The sequence below is a fragment of the Rhizobium sp. IY2 genome, from assembly GCF_047532935.1.
GTDB classification, from domain to species: Bacteria; Pseudomonadota; Alphaproteobacteria; order Rhizobiales; family Rhizobiaceae; genus Rhizobium; species Rhizobium anhuiense.
The window spans coordinates 77,198-96,182 of the sequence record NZ_JBLKNU010000013.1; the positions used below are offsets into that span (position 1 = coordinate 77,198).

General features: G+C 62.9%; 22 protein-coding genes. 8 read left to right on the plus strand and 14 right to left on the minus strand.

Annotated features, from left to right (window positions below):
• Window positions 1–97 precede the first annotated feature (97 nt).
• The 3 genes from bla to dmeR all read right to left on the minus strand — a co-directional run bounded on the left by bla (window position 98) and on the right by dmeR (window position 2,453).
• Window positions 98–1,018, minus strand: coding sequence for a class A beta-lactamase (gene bla / locus ACMUVN_RS29230; protein WP_097623232.1), 921 nt, complete (start codon window positions 1,016–1,018; stop codon window positions 98–100).
• A 107-nt stretch (window positions 1,019–1,125) separates the two neighbouring features.
• Window positions 1,126–2,157 (minus strand): CDF family Co(II)/Ni(II) efflux transporter DmeF, encoded by a 1,032-nt coding sequence (dmeF, locus tag ACMUVN_RS29235; protein WP_414815826.1) that lies wholly within the window; start codon window positions 2,155–2,157, stop codon window positions 1,126–1,128.
• Window positions 2,158–2,180: 23 nt separating this feature from the next.
• A complete protein-coding gene (dmeR, locus tag ACMUVN_RS29240; RefSeq protein ID WP_025570150.1) occupies window positions 2,181–2,453 on the minus strand; it encodes a Ni(II)/Co(II)-sensing transcriptional repressor DmeR in 273 nt (90 codons plus the stop codon).
• A gap of 356 nt (window positions 2,454–2,809) precedes the next feature.
• Here dmeR and ACMUVN_RS29245 point away from each other — a divergent pair, with 356 nt between their 5' ends.
• Both ACMUVN_RS29245 and ACMUVN_RS29250 read left to right on the plus strand, forming a co-directional pair.
• On the plus strand, window positions 2,810–3,304 hold the full coding sequence (locus ACMUVN_RS29245; protein WP_025570147.1) for a GNAT family N-acetyltransferase: 495 nt from the start codon (window positions 2,810–2,812) through the stop codon (window positions 3,302–3,304).
• 188 nt (window positions 3,305–3,492) lie between these two features.
• A complete protein-coding gene (locus ACMUVN_RS29250; protein WP_414815827.1) occupies window positions 3,493–4,122 on the plus strand; it encodes a glutathione S-transferase family protein in 630 nt (209 codons plus the stop codon).
• A gap of 73 nt (window positions 4,123–4,195) precedes the next feature.
• On the opposite strand, the gene ACMUVN_RS29255 is transcribed toward ACMUVN_RS29250, so the two are convergent.
• From ACMUVN_RS29255 to ACMUVN_RS29270, 4 genes are all read right to left on the minus strand, one after another.
• Window positions 4,196–4,435, minus strand: coding sequence for a hypothetical protein (locus ACMUVN_RS29255; protein ID WP_047614263.1), 240 nt, complete (start codon window positions 4,433–4,435; stop codon window positions 4,196–4,198).
• Between the two features lie 134 nt (window positions 4,436–4,569).
• Window positions 4,570–5,484 (minus strand): cytochrome c, encoded by a 915-nt coding sequence (locus ACMUVN_RS29260; protein ID WP_097630670.1) that lies wholly within the window; start codon window positions 5,482–5,484, stop codon window positions 4,570–4,572.
• 135 nt (window positions 5,485–5,619) lie between these two features.
• On the minus strand, window positions 5,620–6,060 hold the full coding sequence (locus ACMUVN_RS29265; RefSeq protein ID WP_025570139.1) for a c-type cytochrome: 441 nt from the start codon (window positions 6,058–6,060) through the stop codon (window positions 5,620–5,622).
• A 131-nt stretch (window positions 6,061–6,191) separates the two neighbouring features.
• Entirely contained in the window at window positions 6,192–6,827 is a 636-nt protein-coding gene (locus tag ACMUVN_RS29270; RefSeq protein ID WP_047614260.1) for a LysE family translocator, read from the minus strand.
• Window positions 6,828–6,957: 130 nt separating this feature from the next.
• On the opposite strand from ACMUVN_RS29270, the gene ACMUVN_RS29275 reads away from it, so the two are divergent.
• A complete protein-coding gene (locus tag ACMUVN_RS29275; RefSeq protein ID WP_097630668.1) occupies window positions 6,958–7,650 on the plus strand; it encodes a helix-turn-helix transcriptional regulator in 693 nt (230 codons plus the stop codon).
• A gap of 321 nt (window positions 7,651–7,971) precedes the next feature.
• On the opposite strand, the gene ACMUVN_RS29280 is transcribed toward ACMUVN_RS29275, so the two are convergent.
• A complete protein-coding gene (locus ACMUVN_RS29280) occupies window positions 7,972–8,817 on the minus strand; it encodes a metallophosphoesterase (RefSeq protein ID WP_097630666.1) in 846 nt (281 codons plus the stop codon).
• Between the two features lie 138 nt (window positions 8,818–8,955).
• Window positions 8,956–9,558: a superoxide dismutase gene (locus ACMUVN_RS29285; protein ID WP_008528928.1), complete on the minus strand. Its 603-nt coding sequence runs from the start codon at window positions 9,556–9,558 to the stop codon at window positions 8,956–8,958.
• A 212-nt stretch (window positions 9,559–9,770) separates the two neighbouring features.
• Between ACMUVN_RS29285 and ACMUVN_RS29290 the strand changes: the two genes are divergently transcribed.
• The 3 genes from ACMUVN_RS29290 (at window position 9,771) to ACMUVN_RS29300 (ending at window position 11,769) form a co-directional block, all read left to right on the plus strand.
• Window positions 9,771–10,097 (plus strand): hypothetical protein, encoded by a 327-nt coding sequence (locus ACMUVN_RS29290; protein ID WP_414815828.1) that lies wholly within the window; start codon window positions 9,771–9,773, stop codon window positions 10,095–10,097.
• Window positions 10,098–10,305: 208 nt separating this feature from the next.
• The gene (locus ACMUVN_RS29295) at window positions 10,306–10,959 is read left to right on the plus strand and encodes a class I SAM-dependent methyltransferase (protein WP_183909301.1); all 654 of its coding nucleotides are present in this window, start codon (window positions 10,306–10,308) and stop codon (window positions 10,957–10,959) included.
• A gap of 78 nt (window positions 10,960–11,037) precedes the next feature.
• Window positions 11,038–11,769 carry a sulfite exporter TauE/SafE family protein gene (locus ACMUVN_RS29300; protein ID WP_025570126.1) on the plus strand — a complete coding sequence of 244 codons (732 nt, stop codon included), beginning with the start codon at window positions 11,038–11,040 and terminating at the stop codon, window positions 11,767–11,769.
• A gap of 6 nt (window positions 11,770–11,775) precedes the next feature.
• Here ACMUVN_RS29300 and ACMUVN_RS29305 read toward each other — a convergent pair whose 3' ends face one another.
• A complete protein-coding gene (locus tag ACMUVN_RS29305; protein WP_025570125.1) occupies window positions 11,776–12,120 on the minus strand; it encodes a nuclear transport factor 2 family protein in 345 nt (114 codons plus the stop codon).
• Window positions 12,121–12,451: 331 nt separating this feature from the next.
• Between ACMUVN_RS29305 and ACMUVN_RS29310 the strand changes: the two genes are divergently transcribed.
• Window positions 12,452–13,687, plus strand: a complete 1,236-nt coding sequence (locus ACMUVN_RS29310) for a multidrug efflux MFS transporter (RefSeq protein WP_047614506.1) — start codon at window positions 12,452–12,454, stop codon at window positions 13,685–13,687.
• Here the strand turns inward: ACMUVN_RS29310 and ACMUVN_RS29315 are convergent.
• The gene (locus ACMUVN_RS29315) at window positions 13,684–14,298 is read right to left on the minus strand and encodes a TetR/AcrR family transcriptional regulator (RefSeq protein ID WP_047614252.1); all 615 of its coding nucleotides are present in this window, start codon (window positions 14,296–14,298) and stop codon (window positions 13,684–13,686) included. The two genes, ACMUVN_RS29310 and ACMUVN_RS29315, sit on opposite strands and share 4 nt — an antisense overlap.
• A 116-nt stretch (window positions 14,299–14,414) precedes the next feature.
• On the opposite strand from ACMUVN_RS29315, the gene gstA reads away from it, so the two are divergent.
• A complete protein-coding gene (gene gstA / locus ACMUVN_RS29320; protein ID WP_097542722.1) occupies window positions 14,415–15,098 on the plus strand; it encodes a glutathione transferase GstA in 684 nt (227 codons plus the stop codon).
• A 35-nt stretch (window positions 15,099–15,133) separates the two neighbouring features.
• On the opposite strand, the gene nadE is transcribed toward gstA, so the two are convergent.
• The 3 genes from nadE to ACMUVN_RS29335 all read right to left on the minus strand — a co-directional run bounded on the left by nadE (window position 15,134) and on the right by ACMUVN_RS29335 (window position 18,964).
• On the minus strand, window positions 15,134–15,967 hold the full coding sequence (gene nadE / locus ACMUVN_RS29325) for an ammonia-dependent NAD(+) synthetase (protein WP_047614250.1): 834 nt from the start codon (window positions 15,965–15,967) through the stop codon (window positions 15,134–15,136).
• 140 nt (window positions 15,968–16,107) lie between these two features.
• Complete coding sequence (locus ACMUVN_RS29330) at window positions 16,108–17,313, minus strand: adenylate/guanylate cyclase domain-containing protein (RefSeq protein WP_097595742.1); 1,206 nt, start codon at window positions 17,311–17,313, stop codon at window positions 16,108–16,110.
• 31 nt (window positions 17,314–17,344) lie between these two features.
• Window positions 17,345–18,964 (minus strand): MDR family MFS transporter, encoded by a 1,620-nt coding sequence (locus ACMUVN_RS29335; RefSeq protein ID WP_097630662.1) that lies wholly within the window; start codon window positions 18,962–18,964, stop codon window positions 17,345–17,347.
• Window positions 18,965–18,985 lie beyond the last annotated feature (21 nt).

The window sequence follows — 18,985 nt, forward strand, 5'->3', positions numbered from 1 at the left end:
GCCCCGTTTACGGGGAGAGGATGCCGGCAAGCGGATGAGGGGCTGGTTTCAGGATTTCATACAACTCGCGGGAAACCCGCGTCAGCTTTCTCCCGATTCACACCATCTCGACGATCATGCGGCCGACTTCGGCGAAGACCGGGTTGAGTTCCGTCACCGGTGCGGTCGCCTCGGCGATATAGACGGCGGCGACGATCGGGCCGCGATCCGGGGGCCAGATGACGGCGATATCGCCGAGAGTGCCGTTCGGGCCGGTGCCGGTCTTGTCACCGACCTTCCAATCCTGGGGCAGGCCGGCCCGCAGCCGTTCCTTGCCTGTGGTGCTGGCCACCAGCCAGGCGATCAGCCGGTCGCAGGAAGCCTCGGCAAGCACCGAGCCGAGCGTCAGATTGCCGAGCGTGTCGAGCATCGCCTCCGGGGTCGTCGTGTCGCGCGGATCGCCCTTTTTGCCCTCGTTCAGCGTCGGTTCGGTGCGGTCGAGACGCGTGGCGCCATCGCCGATCGAGCGCAGCCAATCGGTCAGTCCTGCCGGCCCGCCAAAACTTTCGAGCAGCAGGTTGCCGGCGGTATTGTCGCTGACGGTCACCGCCGCCTCGCAGAGTTCAGCAACGGTCATGCCGTCGGTGCCCGCATGTTTTTCGCTGAGCGGCGAATAGTCGACGAGTTTGTCCTTGCCATAAGTCACCCGCCGGTCGAGCTTCTCCTCGCCCTTGTCGACACGGGCCAGCACGAAACCTGCTGCCAGCGCCTTGAAGGTGCTGCACATCGGAAAGGCTTCGCTGCCGCGATAGCCGAAGGAGATGCTCGTTTCAGTGTCGAGCACCGAAACGCCGAGACGGCCGCCGGTGCGTTTTTCGAGCGCAGCAAGGCGGTGCTGGATGTCGTCGTCGCCCTTCTCGGTATTCTCCTCCTTGGTCCCCTCCTCGGCATTGGCGGGAAGCACCAGCGCGGGCAGGCCCATCGCAGGCAGGCAAAGGGCCGAGCCGAGCAGCATGCGGCGGGTCAAACTGAGATCCATGAAATCCTCCGGCGGGTGGGAGGACAGAGCTAAGGAGCGATTGCGGCGACTTGTCGTCAACGCGGCGACTTCTTCGCCCGCCGAGCGACCTCTATCGTCCGCACTGGTCACGCGGCGCGGGTGACCTCGACCGTCACATGCGACAATTCCGTCAGCGCCGAAAGCCTGCCCTTGTAGAAGGCCGGATCGCGCGGCTGCGAGGTGAGGACGGCGACGATTGCCGCATGATGGCCGGGGCCGACCTGCCAGACATGCAGATCGGTGATCCGGTCGTCCTCGGTCTCGATGGCGCCGCGGATTTCGGTCGGCAGCGTCTCGCCTTCGGGGACGACGTCGAGAAGGACGCCGCCCGAGGATTTCATCAGGCTCCAGGACCAGTTGGCGATGACGAACCCGCCGACGATGCCCATGATGGGATCGAGCCAGAGCCAGCCGTAAAGGCTGCCGAGCGTCAGCGCCGCGATGGCGAGCACCGAGGTCAGGGCATCGGCGATCACATGCAGATAGGCGGCGCGGATATTGTTGTCGCCGGTCTTTGCGGTGTGGGCGTGGTCGCCATGTCCATGGCGCCCGTGATCGCCATGTCCGTGGTGGCCGTGAGCGTGATGATGGTGGCCATGGTGCGCATGCTGGCCATGCCCGTGCATATGATGGCCATGCGCGGCATGGCCGCCGCCGGCGAGCAGCCAGGCGCTGGCGAGGTTGACAGCAAGGCCGATGACCGCAACGGCAATCGCCTGGGCAAAACCGATCGGCACGGGGTTAGAAAGGCGCAGCAGGCTTTCGCAGGCCATCAGCAGGGCAATCAGGGCAAGGACGATGGCGCTGGCAAAGCCGGCGAGATCGCCGAGCTTGCCGGTGCCGAAGGTGAAGCGCGGATTGCGCGCCTGCCGACGGGCGAAGAGATAGGCGAGCGCCGAAATCAGCAGCGCACTGGCATGGGTCGACATGTGCCAGCCGTCGGCAACAAGGGCCATGGAGCCGTAGACGGTGCCGGCGGCGATTTCCGCCACCATCATCACCGCCGTCAGCGCGATCACCAGCCAGATGCGCCGCTCATTGCGCGTGTGATCGGCGCCGAGGAAGACATGGTCGTGTTCCAGGGCGTCCATTCCAGCCTTGTCGATTCCGGCACGCATTACAGGCTCCTTCTTCACGGCATTCAGCGAATATAGATTCTCAAGACTTCCGATATTTCCTCGACCGCCTCGGCCCTCGCCGCATCATTGGCGGCATTCAGCACATGTTCGCGCAAGTGGTCGTCGAGCACCTCGCCGGTCAACCCGGTCAGCGCGCCACGGATCGAGGCAAGCAGTTGCAGAATTTCGCCGCAAGGGCGCTCAGCCTCGAGCGCACGCTCGACCGCCTCCATCTGCCCTTTCAGGCGGCTGATGCGGGCGACGAGCTTCTTTTTCTGCAGGGTGGTGTGGGACATGGTGGGTTCTCATATAGCATAGGGGGGTATAGTATCAAGCGGAAAGCCAGGGCTCAATGCCGATGATGTCGTTCAGCACCGCTCCTTCTCGCGACATTCGATGCGATCATGGCCGCGCGAGCCCCTCACAGCATTTTCTAATGAAAGCGAATACGCGGCTTAATCCGCCATTGACAAAGGCCGCGTTTCCGACGATCTATGGCCCATGATCAAAAACGCGCACCAGAGCCGCTCGTATTTTTGGCTGTACCTGTAAAGGGCGGCCGGACAAGATCATATTGTCAACAAGCCGCCGTCAGGCGGCTTTGTTGTATCGGCAGCGTCCTGACGGCAGAATATCAAAGGACGCGAAGACCATGACCGAAATCGAAGACAGCGAAATTTCACTGATGCGCCCATCGGTGGTAACGATCCGCGCCGCCAAGCCGCGCGACCTGCCCGAGCTCAACGAGATGATCGCCCTGCTCGCCGCCCATCATGGCGATGCGGCTGCGACAACGCCGGAGCAGCTGGAGCGCGACCTCTTCGGTCCGCTGCCCTGGATCCATGCGCTCGTGGCCGAGACCGCCGAAGGGCTGATCGGATACGCCATTCTGGTGCCGCTCTACAGGGCGCAGGAAGGCAAGCGCGGCATGGACCTGCACCATCTGTTCGTGCGCGACGGCCATCGCGGTCACGGCACCGGCCAGTTGCTCGTCGACCGGGCGCGCGAAACCGCCCGCAAAGCCGGCTGCGGCTACCTCTCCGTCAGTGCTGCGACCGGAAACGTGCTGGCGCACCGCTTCTACGAACAGCTGGATTTCACCCCGCGTCCGGTAACCGGCATGCGCTACATGCAGTCGATCGCCTGAAGCGCGTCGGGCATGGTGCGAGCGGTGTTGCGATAACGGGATGCATTAACAAAAAGCCCTAAAGCGCGACGAACGAATCTGAAAGATTGCGACGCGCTTCAAGGCTGGCAGGCACGAGGCGCCCGCCGGGTTTATGCAGGAACCGGTTTCAGCCTACCGACAATTATCGAATTGCATGAGGAGCTTTCATGCCAGATTTCAAGCTACATTGCTTTGCTCTCTCGGGGAACTGTTACAAGGTCGCGCTCTTCTTCGCACTTGCCGGCATCGAGTGGGAGAGCACTTTCGTTGACTATCTGGGCGGCGAAACGCGCACCGAAGAATGGCGAAAGACCATAAACGAGCAGGGCGAAGCCCCTGTGCTCGAACATGGGCAAACGAAGATCAGCCAATCGGGGATCATCCTTGACTATTTGTCGGAGGTGACAGGGCATTTCGGGGCGCAGACAGCCGAAGAACGACGAGACATCATGCGTTGGATTCTTTTCGATAACCACAAATTCACGAGCTATTACGCGACGCTGAGGTTCATGTATGGCCTGCAGAAGTGCGGCGAGACGCCAGTCGTCGAGTTTTTAAGACTGCGGGCTAAAGCTGCCTACGCAATCGTCGACGAACATCTGGCGCGTCGGGCCTTCGTGGTCGGCGACCGGCTGACGATCGCAGACCTCTCTTTGGCGGGCTACGTCTTCATGCCGGAGCAAACCGGGATCGATCACAGCGCCTTTCCGGCTATTGCAGCCTGGAAAGATCGGATCAGAAACATGGCTGGCTGGCGCCATCCCTATGATCTCATGCCGGGTCCCACCTCCCTGTAGACAGAGCATGGGATCTTCCGAAGGCGCCAAGCAACCAAGTGAACGCGCGAAAGCCCTCGCCCGGTTGGCACCGTTATTTCCACTGGGTCCCGTCAGCGGCGGCGCAGCCGTATGGCGGCAGGGAACCGGCAAAGGTGATTTTCAGCTTGGCGCAGCCCCAGCTGTTGATCGGGCCGGGCATGGCATTGTTCAGCGTGATGCCGATTTCATCATAGGGGCTGTCGGTGTTGGTGATATAGCGATACCAGCGGAAACCGGTGAAAATCACGACCGCAAGTGCGATCGTCAGCAGCAGGCGAAGCAATCTTTTCATGATATGTCCTTGAAATACAAACGTCGCCGTTTAGCACCGACATATCGAAGCGGAAAGCGCTGCCGCCGCCGGGCAAAGCGAAATCCCGTAGAAAGATATTATCAACTGCAGGCCGCAGTGACTTCGCCCCACCACTAACGCCCCGGCACGGCCTTCAGATAGGCGGCGATTGCCTCACGGTCGGCGGCCGGGAGATGGGCGATGTTCTGCTGCACATCGACCATCGAGCCGCCGACGGAATCGAAATCGGGCGTGAAGCCGGTTTCGAGATAGCTGGCGATATCGGCCTCGCTCCAGCCGCCGATGCTCTTGGAGGCCGGCGTGATATCGGGTATGCGGCCCTTGCCTTCCGGATTGGGAGCGCCGGCAAGCCATTGATCCGCCGTAAAGCCGCCGAGCGCATCGCGCGGCGTATGGCATTCGCCGCAATGACCGGGACCTTCGACGAGATATTGCCCGCGCTTGATCTTGTCGTCGCTCTCTGCCAGCGCCACGCGCGGCTGGTCGTTGAAATAGAGGAACTTCCAGCCGCCGAGCGCAAGCCGGATATTGAAGGGGAACGGCAGCTCATGCGGCGGCGCGACGTTTGCGCTCTTCGGCAGGGTTTTCAGGAAGGCGTAGATATCGTTGACGTCCTTGTCGCTCATCCGGGAATAGGAGGCATAGGGAAAGGATGGGTAGAGATGCTGACCGCCCGGGCCGACGCCGCGCTTCATGGCATTGCCGAACTCGGCAAGCGTCCAGCCGCCGATACCGGCCTTTTCATCGGGTGAGATGTTCGGCACGTGGAAGGTTCCGAAAGGGCTCTTCAGCGCCAGGCCGCCTGACAGTGTCAGCTTGGCATCACCTTCGGAACCGGGTGCGGCATGACAGCTGACGCAGCCGCCCGCCCAGAAGACCATCTCACCGTTTGCCGTATCAGGCGCGCCGAGATTGGCCCAATGGCTTTCCGGCAGCGGATCGGGTGCGGTGACGAGATAGAAGGCGCCTCCGCCGAGGACGGCGACGCCGATCAGACAGAGCAATAACCGGATGAACCTGCGGACCATGCGCCGCCTCCCCTTTTGCCGAGATTTCCGCGTCGATCGATCCCCCGATCGATCTGCGCAGGCGGAGAATAAGGCGATCCGCGCCGGCGACAAGGCCGGCGCGGATCCTGTATCCAGATGAAAATGGCCTATCGCTCACTTGCTGAGGCGATAGGCCTTGTGACAGCCGCCGCAATTGGCGCCGAGCGTGTTCATCGTGGCGCCGACGGCCGCAGGATCGGCCGGAAGCTGAGCCAGCGCGGTTTCAGCGTCGCTGGAGAGCTTGGCGGCGCGCGCCTTGAAGTCGTCCATGTTTTCCCAGATTTTCGGGCTCGCGCCTTCGTCATTCGTGTCCGTGCCCGGCTTGAACTGGTCGGGGAAGACCTTGGCAGTTGCGGCGATCGTCGTCAGCGCCGCCTTCACTGCCTCGGCGTCATAGGGCTTGGTGCCCTTGGCGATGGCTGCCAAGGCCCCGGCCGAACCGCCGATCTGCTTCATCAACGCAACGCGCGAATCATGGGTGCCGTCGGCGGCGGTCACCGAACCGGCGGCCATGCCGGCCATCGCCAGGGCCGCAGCTACTGCTTTCCAATTCATATTCCTCTCCATTTCTCCTCGGCCAGGGTGGCCGAAGGCCAATCTGCACCGGGAGCATGCCAAAATCCATGCGTCCGGGCAGTCACGTTTTGCCGGATCATCATAAAAACAATGTGATAGGCCGCAGCGGCTCAAGCGCTTTTCCACCCCTGCCAGAGGCTGAAGGCGGAGACCGCAACCAGCAGCAGTCCGGCGAAGCGGCCGACAAAGGCCGTGACGTCAGGGTTGGCGACGAGCAGGTCGCGGCTGCGGCCGGCCGTCATCGCCAGTGTGCCGTAGATGGCGAACTGGGTGACGACAGTCATGACGCCCATGATCAGCCCCTGTATCCAGAGCGGACCATATTCCGGTCTCAGGAACTGCGGGTAGACGGCAAACATGAAGATATAGGCCTTCGGGTTGACCAGACAGGTGACGGCCCCCTGGCGGAAGGCGCGCCAGCCGGAGCGCGCCGTTCCCGGCCCGACCGCCTCGACGGTGATCGAGCTGCGGATCAGCGAAATCCCGATCCAGATCATGTAGGCCACGCCGGCAAAGAGCAGCACGTTGAAAAGCTGGGGCAGCATGGTGACGAGCACGCCGACGCCGGCCGCGCCATAGGCCGAATGTACCGCCCCCCCGGCCATGATGCCGCCGGTTGCCGCCAGCCCACGCTTGACGCCGCCGGTCAGCGAATTGGCGAGCACGAAGAGCATGTCCATGCCCGGCACGATGATGATGCCGAACAGAAGGGTGAAGAAAAGCCAGAGGTTTTCATGGTAGTTCATGTCAGTTACCGCCTTGAATTTCTGCGGGCCGTTTTCAAAGACCCTGATTGATTTCAATCTGATAGGCGGCTCTATACGGGAACCCAACTGACAGTGTATTGTCAGGAGCGTGGCGTATGGGAGAGGTTAAATGCGCAAGGCCTCGCGGCTTTTCGAGATCATTCAGATCCTCCGGCTGGCAAGAAAGCCTATAACGGCGGCTGACATGGCCGAGACGCTCGAAGTGACCGTGCGCTCGATCTATCGCGACATCGCCGCACTCCAGGCGATGCGGGTGCCGATCGAAGGCGGGCGCGGCATCGGCTACATCATGCGACCGGGCTTCGACCTGCCGCCCTTAATGTTCTCGATCGAGGAGATGGAGGCGATCGTGCTGTCGCTGGCGCTGCTCGACCGGACGGCGGACGAGGAACTGAAACAGGCGGCGCGCCGGGTCAACCGGAAGATTTCAGGCGCGGTGCCCGCCCCGCTGCGCCAGGCGATGGACAACAAGGCGCTCTATGCCTGGGGCTCGATCGCGCAGCCGGCCGGCTTGGACCTGGCGATCGTGCGCCGGGCGATCCGCGACGAACGCAAGCTGATGCTCGGCTACCGCGACGAACTCGGCCGCGCCAGCGAAAGGACGATCCGGCCGATCGCACTGATCTATTATTCGCAGACCGCCAATATCGTCGCCTGGTGCGAACTGCGCCAGGCGATCCGCAATTTCCGCAGCGACCGGGTGGAACGCTGCGCGCCGAGCGAGGATTACTTCAGGGGCGACGGCGATGGGCTGCGGGAATTGTGGACGAGCGGCTGGACGGAGAAGGCTGTTCCTGCCTGAGGCGCGGCGTTTGAGGTACGAGCAGGCGTCAGTGTCACCTAACATTCCGGCCATGAGGTTGGCGAGACCAGCCCCTCATCCGCCTGCCGGCACCTCTGCCTGGATCGAGCCACGTGTCTCGACCCATCCTCCGGCCCCCCGCAGTCGGGGCGAAGGGGATATGCCGCGACCTCTCCGTTCCCCGCCAGCCTCTCGCATGGCACCTCCCCTCGCCCCGTTTTTACGGGGGTCCGAAGGACGGGGCGAGACGAGTGGCTCGACCCCGGTAAGGTTATAGGGTGAGGGGCAGCTGCTCGCGTGAATCAAACAGTAGCGAGCAACCTAATAAGCCAGCGTGCGGCTCTCTTCCCGGCCGAAGCCGCGGATTTCGATGCGGTCGGGATGGACCTCGACGATCGCGAAAGCGTTTTTGGTCTCGGTGTCGACCACGCCCTTGAAATTGACGAAGTGGCAGGCGCCGGCCATGCCGTAATTGCCGACATGGTCGTGGCCGTTGAGATAGGCAACGACATTGCTGCGTGAGGCGAGCAGCGCGACGATGCGTTCGCTGTCCCACATGCCATGCTCACTGGGCGGATGCACCGGATAGTGATTCATGACGATCACCTTCTCGCCGGCCGCGGCCGCTTTTGCGATTTCATCGCCGAGCCAGGCAAACTGCTCGTCGCTCAGCGCGGCATTCCAGCGATGCGCATTCACCGCGCCCTTGGCCTGCAGCTCCGCCAGCATCTCGGCGGCCAGCGCGCGATGAGGATGGCCTTCTGGCGGCGCGAAGATGCTGACCTCGTTGCCGTCGAGCACGATGAAGCGCCAGCCGTGGCGCAAGAAGCTGTAATAGGGCGACGGCATGCCGAGACGCGCGGCAACTTCGGAGAGATGCCCCGCCGAAACCGAGAAATCATGATTGCCGAGCAGGAAGAGCGCCTCGTGCCGGAGCTTCCGATAGACCGGCAGGATGTCGTCGAAGCTTGAAAAGCTGCGGTCGATGACATCGCCGAGCGTCATGACGAAGCTTAGCTCCCAGCCGTTGAAGACCTCGATCGCCTCGGCGACCTTTGCGAGGCTGTTGGTATAGTGGCGATCCATGGGCACATGCGGCGCGATCGCCGCATATTGCGGATCGGCGATGATGCCGAAGCGGAACAGGGGAGAAGCGGAAGACGACATGGGGGCGTGATTAGGAGCGGTCGGTGACAGGGATGTGACGGCTTTGTGTGAAAACAAAACACCCGGCGCCTGAGACGCCGGGTGCTGAATTCTAAGAGGCGGGCGACATCGCCACCATGGCGGCGAGTCCGGTGCCGCTTACTTCGTGGCTTCTTCGTAGCGTTCCAGGACGTAGTCCCAGTTGATCAGGCTATCGACGAAGGCTTCGAGATATTTCGGGCGGGCGTTGCGATAGTCGATGTAGTAGGAATGCTCCCAAACGTCGACGCCGAGGATCGGGGTGGCGCCGTGAACCAGCGGATTTTCGCCGTTCGGGGTCTTGGAGATCTCGAGCTTGCCGTTCTTGACGGAAACCCAGGCCCAGCCGGAGCCGAACTGGGTGGCGCCGGCATTGGCGAAATCGGCCTTGAACTTGTCGTAGCCGCCGAGATCGGAGGTGAAGGCCGCTTCGAGCTTGCCCGGCAGCTTGTTGCCGCCGCCGCCCTTCTTCATCCACTTCCAGAAATGGATGTGGTTGTAGTGCTGGGCCGCGTTGTTGAAGAGGCCGGCATTGGTGCCGAAAGACTTCTTGACGACGTCTTCGAGCGAGAGATCCGAAAGACCGGCTTCGGCGGCGAGCTTGTTGCCGTTGTCGACATAGGCCTTGTGGTGCTTGTCGTGGTGGAACTCCAGCGTTTCCTTCGACATGAAGGGAGCAAGCGCTTCGTAATCATAGGGAAGTTCAGGCAATTCGAAAGCCATGTCAGATCTCCTCTTGGCAATAGATTGCGTCATCGGCAGGTGTGGCGGAACATAGGAGGGGAAAGGGGGAGAGGCAACCGGCGAAATATCAAAAAACGACCGGCCGGAGGAAAATTTGCCTCAGTTACGGGGCTTTAGTCGCGCGGGCAAATCGCCCGGGTTGCGCGCCGCGAAAACCGCTTCGCCTGTGACGGAGATCAACGGAGACCGATATGAACAGGAATATAATCCAGCTTCTCGCTGCCGCCGTGCTACTTTCGCTCCCAGCTGCGGCGCATGCCTCCTCCGACGATGCCTGGAAGCAGCTTGCTGCCGACGTCGAAGCCAAATGCAAGAAGGCAGCGGTCACGATCGAAAAGCCCAGCGCCACTGTCGATCCCTTCGGCAGCTCGCATTACGGACTCGCCCCGGTGACGGGCAAACCGAAGGGTGCCAAGGGGCTGATTGCCCAGATCTGCGTCTACGACAAGCAAAAGAAAACCGTCGAGATCGGCAGCGAGCTAGATGCCAAACAGCTCGGGCTGATGCCGGCAAAATAGTCTGCTGCGGGTGATCCACCATGGCTATTTGTGACCTGCGTCACATTCCTCGGGAACCGAAGCCTACCCTTGGGAGTTGAAAGGCTGGGCTTTCGAGCGGATCAGCTTTTTCATGGAAGCGCGCAACCGCTCCAAATCTTTTGTTTTAAGCAATTCCGAACGCAAAACCGCTGTGCACTTTTGCTGGACTTGCTGGGGAGGTGTCGGCATGTCAGAGCTTCGCAACCGGGCGGACGATCAGCAGAAAATCTATCAGCGCTGGGCGCCGGTCTATGACCGGGTCTATCGCGGCATCCTGCGCGATGGCCACCGCAAGCTGGCGGCGCTGGCCGCCGCGGCCGGCACCGATATTCTGGAGATCGGCGTCGGCACCGGCCTGACGCTCGGGCACTACCCGCGCCGCTGCCGGGTGACCGGCATCGACATTTCCGAACATATGATCGCGCGGGCGCGCGAAAAGGCGAAACGCGAAAACCTGCAGCATGTGCAGGCGCTCGATGTGATGGATGCGCATGCGCTGAGCTATGCCGACCGGTCTTTCGATGCGGTCTGCCTGCCCTTCGTCATCACGCTCATCCCCGAGCCCGAACGTGCGCTTGACGAATGCGCAAGGGTGCTGCGGCCGGGCGGCGAGATCATCCTTGCCAGCAAGCTTGGCGACGGCGCCGGCCTGCAGGGCGCGATCGAGACGGCGGTGGCGCCGCTGGTGCGTCATATCGGCTGGTCCTCCGCCTTCCGTATCCACCGCATCATCGCCTGGGCCGAGCGCCGCGGCGATTTTGACGCTGCCGAAATCCTGCCGGTCTTTCCGAACGGCTTCTTCAAGATCATCCGGCTGAAACCGCGCGAACCTAACGCCTGAGAGTATTGGCCGCCTGAGACCGGAACTTTTTTCCCCGCGTCGTTTGTTCTGATACTACCGTTCGCCTGAGGGGACCGCATGACATCGGATTTTTTCTTCTTCATCGTCGTGGGCTTCTGCGCGCAGGTCGTCGATGGCGCGCTCGGCATGGCCTTCGGCGTGCTGTCGACGACGAGCCTTCTCGCCTTCGGGGTACCGGTGGCCAATGCCAGCGCGATGACGCATGTGGCGGAAATGTTCACGACCGCCGCCTCGGGCCTCTCACATGCCTATCATCGCAATGTCGACTGGCGCCTGGTGGCGCGGCTCGCCCCGGCCGGCATGCTCGGCGGTGCGATGGGGGCCTATCTGCTTGCCAATGTCGACGGCAAGGCGATCGAGCCTTTCGTGTCGGCCTATCTGATCGTGATCGGGCTGGTGATTCTCTACAAAGCCTTCCGGCCGCCGCCGAAGCGGGATGTTCGCGACTGGATCGTGCCGCCGGTCGGGCTTTTCGGTGGCCTGCTCGATGCGATCGGCGGCGGCGGATGGGGGCCGATCGTCACCAGTTCGCTCGTCAGCCGCGGCCATGACCTGAAGCGGGTGATCGGCTCGACCAACTTCACCGAATTCGCAGTGACGCTGACGATTTCCCTGACCTTCGTCCTGACGCTCGGCTGGTCGGAGCTCGATTCGGCAATCGGCCTGATCATCGGCGGTGTCATCGCTGCCCCCTTCGGCGCGATCCTGGTCAAGAGGCTGCCGGTGCGGCCGTTGATGGTGGCTGTCTCGATGATCATCATCGGCACGTCGGCGATGCGGATCCTGTAAAAGGGGTTACAGATTCCGGCCGAAATAGACATCCACGGAGGCGATCTTGTCGCCGCGGAAGCGAAAGCTCTCGATGTTACGGAAGCTGCCACCGTCCAATTTTTCGGCGCGGTAGCGGACGACCGCCTCGTCGCCATCAATCGCCAGGAATTCGATGTGAAAGTCGCGGAAGACCGGCTCCTTCGGCCAGCAGCGCTCGAAATACGTCGCTCGGTCGATGTGGTCGTCGCGCGGACTGGAGAAGGTGAAATCCTCCGTCAAGATGGCGCCGACCATATCCTTGCGGTCGTCGAGATAGGCGGCGTAGAGATGGCGGACGGTCTGTTCTCGGGATGTGCGCATGTCGCTCATGGCAATCTCCTCGGCGTGACTGATTGCATTATGCAATCAGTCACGTTCTAACACTTTTGCCGGAACGGGTCCAGCTTACGGCGATAATTTCCCAAAGACAGGCCACCGATGCGCAAACGCCGTCTTGAAGGACGGGCGACAAGGCGGTTATATCAGCGCGTGCCCGCCCTGGAACGACGAGCGCATGCTCCGCCAGGCCCGTGCGCTCGACCTCGAAAAGCTCGATCTCAGGACAGTTTCACCCGCGTCGATCTCCTCGCCGCGGCAAGGGGTACATCGTTTCATCGGGCGGGCGGAACTTCGCCGTGCGATCAATGCCGAGGCCGAAAGAATGACCGATACACAATTGGAAGCTGCCAGCGCCAGGCCGGGCTCGATCTACTGGAAGCGCAACCTGGTGATCTCGCTGATCGGCTCCTTCACCACGATCGTGGCGATGACGCTGCTGCTTCCCTTTCTGCCGCTCTATGTCGAGGAACTCGGTGTCAGCGACCATGCGGCGATCGTGCAATGGTCGGGCATCGCCTATGGCGCCACCTTCTTTGCCGCCGCCCTCGTCGCGCCGCTCTGGGGGCGGCTCGGCGATATCTATGGCCGCAAGCTGATGCTGGTGCGCGCCAGTCTCGGCATGACGGTGGCGATCGCGCTGATGGGCATGGCCGGCAATGTCTGGCAGTTGGTGGCGCTGCGCCTCTTCGTCGGGCTTGCCGGCGGGTACTCCTCCGGCTCTATGGTGCTGGTGGCGACGCAGACGCCGAAGGACCGTTCGGCCTGGGCGCTCGGCGTGCTCTCCTCCGGCATCATGGCCGGCAATCTCGTCGGGCCGCTGCTCGGCGGGGCGCTGCCGCCGATCATCGGCATCCGCGGCACGTTTCTCGCCGCCGGCGGCATGATCTTCCTCGCCTTTCTCGCCACGGCCTTGCTGATCAAGGAGGAGAAATCGCCGGCCCGCAAGCAGGCCGCCAAGGCCAGCGGCGGCTGGAAATCCATTGCCGACAAGCGGCCTGTCGTCGCCATGCTGGCAACCGGCATGCTGTTGATGTTTGCCAATATGTCGATCGAGCCGATCATCACCGTCTATGTCGCGCAGCTGGTGGCCGTAGAAGCCCAGGTGACGATCGTATCGGGCGTCGTCATGTCGGCCGCCGCCCTCGGCAGCATTCTCTCGGCCTCGTGGCTCGGCAAGCTTGCAGACAGGATCGGCCATTGGCCGGTGATTTCAGGCGCCCTCGCCGTCGCCGGGCTGCTGTTGATCCCACAGGCCTTCGTCACCAGCTCCTGGCAGTTGATCATCCTGCGTTTTCTGATGGGCGCAGCACTTGGCGGGCTTCTGCCCTGCATCGCCGCCGTCATCCGCCACAGCGTGCCGGACAGTGCGGCCGGCAGCATTCTCGGGCTTTCCATCTCCTCGCAATATGTCGGCCAGGTCGCCGGTCCCATCCTTGGCGGCTTCGTCGGCGGCCATATCGGCATGCGGGCGGTTTTCCTCGGCACCTCCGTGCTGCTTGTCGCCGGCGCTGCCTATGCCTGGGTAGTGCGGCCGCGGGATCGGCAGACATCCGGCTAAGGCGCGCTCCCGCAGATCATCTCGATGCCTGACCGGGCGATCGCTTCCAGCGTCTCGCGGCTGTCGCCGGCGCGGGCGCGGACGGCGAGCGAATGCATGACGGCGGAGGCGAGCCTTGCAAGCATCTGCGGATCGGCGCTTCGGGGAAGCTCGCCCCTTTCCACGGCAAGGCGCATGCGCTTTTCGATCTCGTCGTCGAAATCGTTGAGGCTGCGGCCGAGCACTTCGCGGACCCGCTCATGCTGGACCGCTTCGGCCGATGCCGTGCCGATCAGCAGGCAGCCGCGGGCGGCGGTTTCACCGTGCAGATAGATCGCCAGCGCACCCGCATAGACGCGGGCGATATTGTCGCGAAGCGGCAGTGACGGGTCGAGCGCCTCAATCAGCACGTCCATGCCGTCCTGCCGATACCCCTCCAGCGTATCGAGATAGAGATCCTCCTTGTCACCGAAGGCGCCGTAGAGGCTCGGGCGGTTGAGGTTGGTCGCAGCGCTCAGATTGTCGAGCGAGGCGGCGGCAAAACCCCTGTCCCAGAACACATCCCGCGCCTTGCCAAGCGCCGCCTTGGGGTCGAAGCCCCTCGGGCGGCCGCGCTTCTTCTCGTCCTTCATATTTTGTACCGTTTCGCATTAAATTCTTGACGAAGTTTATTTTATGCGAAACAGTACAAATGTTCAACACTATCGGCGGGCGGCATCACCTGCCTCCCCAAGGAGAGGAAACCGCAATGAAACTCTATATGCACGCCGCGGCCTGTTCGCTTTCGCCGCACATCATCTGCCGGGAGCTGGGGCTCGATATCGAACTCGTCCAGGTCGACCGGCAGACCCATCGGACGAGCAACGGCGAGGATTATCTAGCCATCAACGGCAACGGCTATGTGCCGGCGCTGATGCTCGACGATGGCAAGGTGTTGACCGAGGGGCCGGCGATCGTACAGTTCCTCGCCGACAGCGTGCCCGAAGGAGCAGCCCTGTTGCCTGAGGTCGGCAACATCCGCCGCAACGAGGTGCAATCCTATCTCAACTTCATCACTGCCGAGCTGCACAAGCCGATGGTGTTGCTCTTCAATCCGATTTATTCCAGCGTTCACGAGGAGATCCGCGCGCTGATATCGAAGCGACTCGCCTGGCTGAACGGCCGTCTTGCCGGACCCTATCTCACCGGCGATGCGTTTACGGTGGCGGATGCCTATCTCTTCGTCTGCCTGAACTGGTCGCCTTGGACCAACATCGATCTCAAGCAATGGCCGGCACTGCACGGCTTCATGGCCCGCGTGGCGGCTCGACCGAAGGTGCGCGAGGCGCTGCAGGCCGAAGATCTCGAGGCCTTCGATGCCGACGGCGTCTATTTTGCGCCACACGCCTATCTCGCCTCATCAGGACGGACCGGCTCGCCGGTCAGGCCGTAAACACGAGGTCGGCCACACCGCGACTCCGAGGGGTATCAGACGGCGTTGACGGCGACCGGCAAGGCACGCTTGTGGCCGGTGGCACGATAGGCGGCGAGGATGCGGCGGCGGGCGATCTCGCCGACCGGCCTGCCTTCGAGGAAATCGTCGATCTCGTCATAGCTGACGCCATAGGCTTCTTCATCGGGGCGCAATGGGCGCTCGCTCTCGAGATCGGCCGTCGGCACCTTGAACACCAGCTCGTCCGGGGCGCCGAGGCGCTTTGCCAGCAGACGGACGCGGCGTTTGTTGAGGCCGGCGAGCGGCAGGATATCGGCGGCGCCATCGCCGAACTTGGTGAAGAAGCCCATGACCGCCTCGGCCGCGTGATCGGTGCCGATGACGAGGCCACCAAGGGCGCCGGCCAGGGCGAACTGGGCGATCATCCGCTGACGGGCCTTGATGTTGCCGAGGATGAAATCCTGCCGGCCGGCATCGGCGAAGGCGAGGCCGCCATTTAGCGCGGCGGCAAGCATCGCATCGGCCGGCTCCTTGATGTTGACCACCATCGAGCGGTCGGCGCCGATCGTTTCCAGCGCCCTCACCGCATCGGCCTCATCTGCCTGGACGCCGTAGGGCAGGCGCACGGCGATGAATTCGGCGGTGTGGCCGCTGTCCCGCAGCTCGCGCACCGCCTTCTGAGCCAGCAGCGCCGCCGTCAGCGAATCGACGCCGCCGCTGATGCCGAGGACGTAGCCGCGCATGCCCGAGGCGACGAGATAATCCTTGAGGAACGCGGTCCGCCGTTCGATCTCGTGCTCAGGGTCGATGTCGGCGGCAACACCCAGTTCGCGGATGATCTCGCCTTGTTCGTCGAACAGCACCGTCATAAGCCTCTCCTCCCACTTACGGAATTTCGGCGCCACTATGGCGAAAAGATGGGGGAAGACGAAACCGTTTCGGGCAGAGCTGCCATGCATTTTATGCAAGTGGGGCGTTGGGGCGCAGTATCTCCGGGCTGGGTTCGCACCTACCGCACGATCGTGAACAGCTCCACCGGATCCGCAAAACCCTTCAGCCTGTGCGCTCCGGCGGACACTACATCCCCTGCCCCGGCCTCCTGACGGAACGGTGCCGACATCAGCAAGGCCTCTCCCAACTCGCTGCAGGCGGTCTGGATGCGGCTGACAAGATTGACGTCGCCGCCGATCAGGGTGAAGTCGAGGCGGCGGCCGGAGCCGACATTGCCGTAGCTGACCTCGCCGTAATGCAGGGCAATGCCGGCCTTCACGCCGATGCCCTCATATTGGAAATGGTCGATCTCCTCGAGGATGGCGCGGGCCGATGCCAGGGCGGCGCCGCAGGAATGGGCGGCATCGTAACCCGGGAAGAAGGCAAGCACGCCATCGCCCATGAACTTCAGCACCTCGCCGCCTTCGCGGGTGATGGCCGGCACGATCCTGTCGAAATAGGCATTGAGCAGGCCGAGCACGGTGCTGCCGGGCAGACGGTTCGACAGTTCGGTAAAGCCTCTGAGATCGCAGAGCAGCAGTGCCGCCTCCATCGATTCGATCTCGTCGCGGCGGATGCGGCCGGCCAGGATGCGGCTTGCCGTCAGCGGGCCGATATAGGTATCGAGCAGGCTGAGCTCGACCTGGCGCAGAATGCGCAGCTCGCTGGTGTTGCGCAGCGCCGGCAGGATGCGCTCGATCACCTGACGCTCGGGGGCGGTGAAGCCGCCAGGCCGCCTGGTGCCGAAGACGGCGGCGCTGACCGGGCCGTCGACGTTGCAGAGCGGCGCGATGACGAGCTGCATCAGGCCGCGATCGGCGAAGACATCGATATGCTGCCAGCGGCCATGCACGCTTTCGCCGGTATCGACGACCAGCGGCTCCCGGGTCTCCATGACCTTGCGCAGCGGCGTATTGGCGATGGCGACGCGGGCGCCGTGTTCCCGGTCGTGGATCTCAACCGGCTCGCCCGGCGCCCAGGCGATGGTGCGGCCGATAAACTCGGGATGCAGCGTCATCAGATGCAGGGTCAACCGGTCGATAGGCAGGCCGAGCGCCTGGAGCCTGCGGCCGAGGCCGGAGACGAGGCCCGCTTCGTCGAGCGCGTGGCATTCATCGCCGGAAAGCCATTCGATGATCGACAGAAGTGCGGCGGCGCTGACGGCATGGCCGGCGGTCTTCGTTTGCAGCCTGTCGGTATCGGGAGCGTAGATCGCTGATGTCATGGCTTTCTCCTCCTTAAGGGAAGGCGGAGCGCTAGTGAGCGCCGCCGCCGGAGAGTTGACCGGGTTTTCTGAGAAGCAGGCTCGCCAGCAGGGCGACGACGAGCGCGACGCCGAGCAGGAAGAAGGTGTCGCTGAAGGCCATGATATTGGCCTGCTTGCGTATCTTGAGTGCGATGGCGACGACGGCCTTGTGCCCGGCGAGCGCCTGATCGCTGACCCCATGGCTCATGAAGTAGCCGGTCAGCCCCGCGATGCGATCGCGGGTGGCCTCCTCGAAGACCGAGACCGAATTGGTCAGGATGTTCGAGTGGAACTGTTCGCGCTTCGACAGGAAGGTCTGCAGCGAGGCGATGCCGACGGCGCCGCCGAGATTGCGCATCATGTTGAAGAGTGCCGAAGCAGAACCGGCATTCTCCTGCTCGATGCCTGATGTGGCGATTGCCGAAAGCGGCGTGAAGACCAGCGCCTGGCCGATGGCGCGGACGATGTTCGGCCAGAAGAGCTGGTCGCTCGCATAATCGCCGGTCATGTGCACGTTCATGAAGTTCGAGGCGGCGAAGAGAGCAAAGCCGACGACGATCAGCAGGCGCACATCGAAGCGCTTCATCAGGCGCGGCACCAGCGGGATCAGCAGCAGCTGCGGGATGCCCGTCCAGGCGAGAACCATGCCGATCTGCTCGGAATTATAGCCCTGGATGCGGGTCAGATAGATCGGCAGCACGAAGACCGAGCCGTAAAGCGCAATGCCGAGCAGGAAATTGGCGACGATGCCGAAACCGAAATTGCGGCGGACCAGCAGGCGGAGGTTCAGCAGCGGAGTGGCGGTCTTCAGCTCGATGATCAGGAATAGCGTCAGCGAGACGGCGGCGATAACCGACAGGCGGACTATGAAATCGGAGCCGAACCAGTCTTCCTTGTTGCCCTCTTCCAGCACGGTCTGCAGGGCTGCGAGGCCGATCGCCATGGTGATGATACCAGGCCAGTCACCCTTGGCGAGCAGCTTCAGGTTCATCGGCGCACGGTCGAGCGAGGCCCAGAGCAGGCCGACCATCAGCGCGCCGGGCACCAGGTTGACGTAGAAGATATGTTCCCAGCCCCAGTTCTCGGTGAGGTAACCGCCGATCGTCGGGCCGATCGCCGGCGCAAAGGTGGCCGACAGGGCAAAGAGCGCAAGACCGATCGGCTGCTTGGCCTTGGGCAGCAGCGTGATGATGATGGTGAAGGCCATCGGGATCAGCACGCCGCCGGAAAAGCCCTGTATGGCGCGCAGGATAATCATCTGCTGCAAATTGGCCGCGAAGGCGCAGGCGACGGAGAAGACGAGGAAGAGGATGGCGTTGGTGAGCAGATAGTTGCGGACCGAGAAGACGCGCGCCAGCCAGGCGCTCAAGGGGATGACGACGATTTCGGCGATCAGATAGGACGTCGAGATCCAGCCGCCGTCATCGGTGCCGGCGCCGATCGCGCCCTGGATATCGGCGAGCGAGGCATTGACGATCTGGATGTTGAGGACGGCCATGAAGGCGCCGAGTGTCGAGCCGACAACGGCTGCCCACATGCGAAGCGGGCTCATGGCGGCAGGCGCCACGGGCGCTGCGGCGGCGGGGCGCGCAAGCGCATTGCCGTTTGCGGCGATCTGAAGAGTGGCCATGGCTTATCTCCTTCCAGCTCT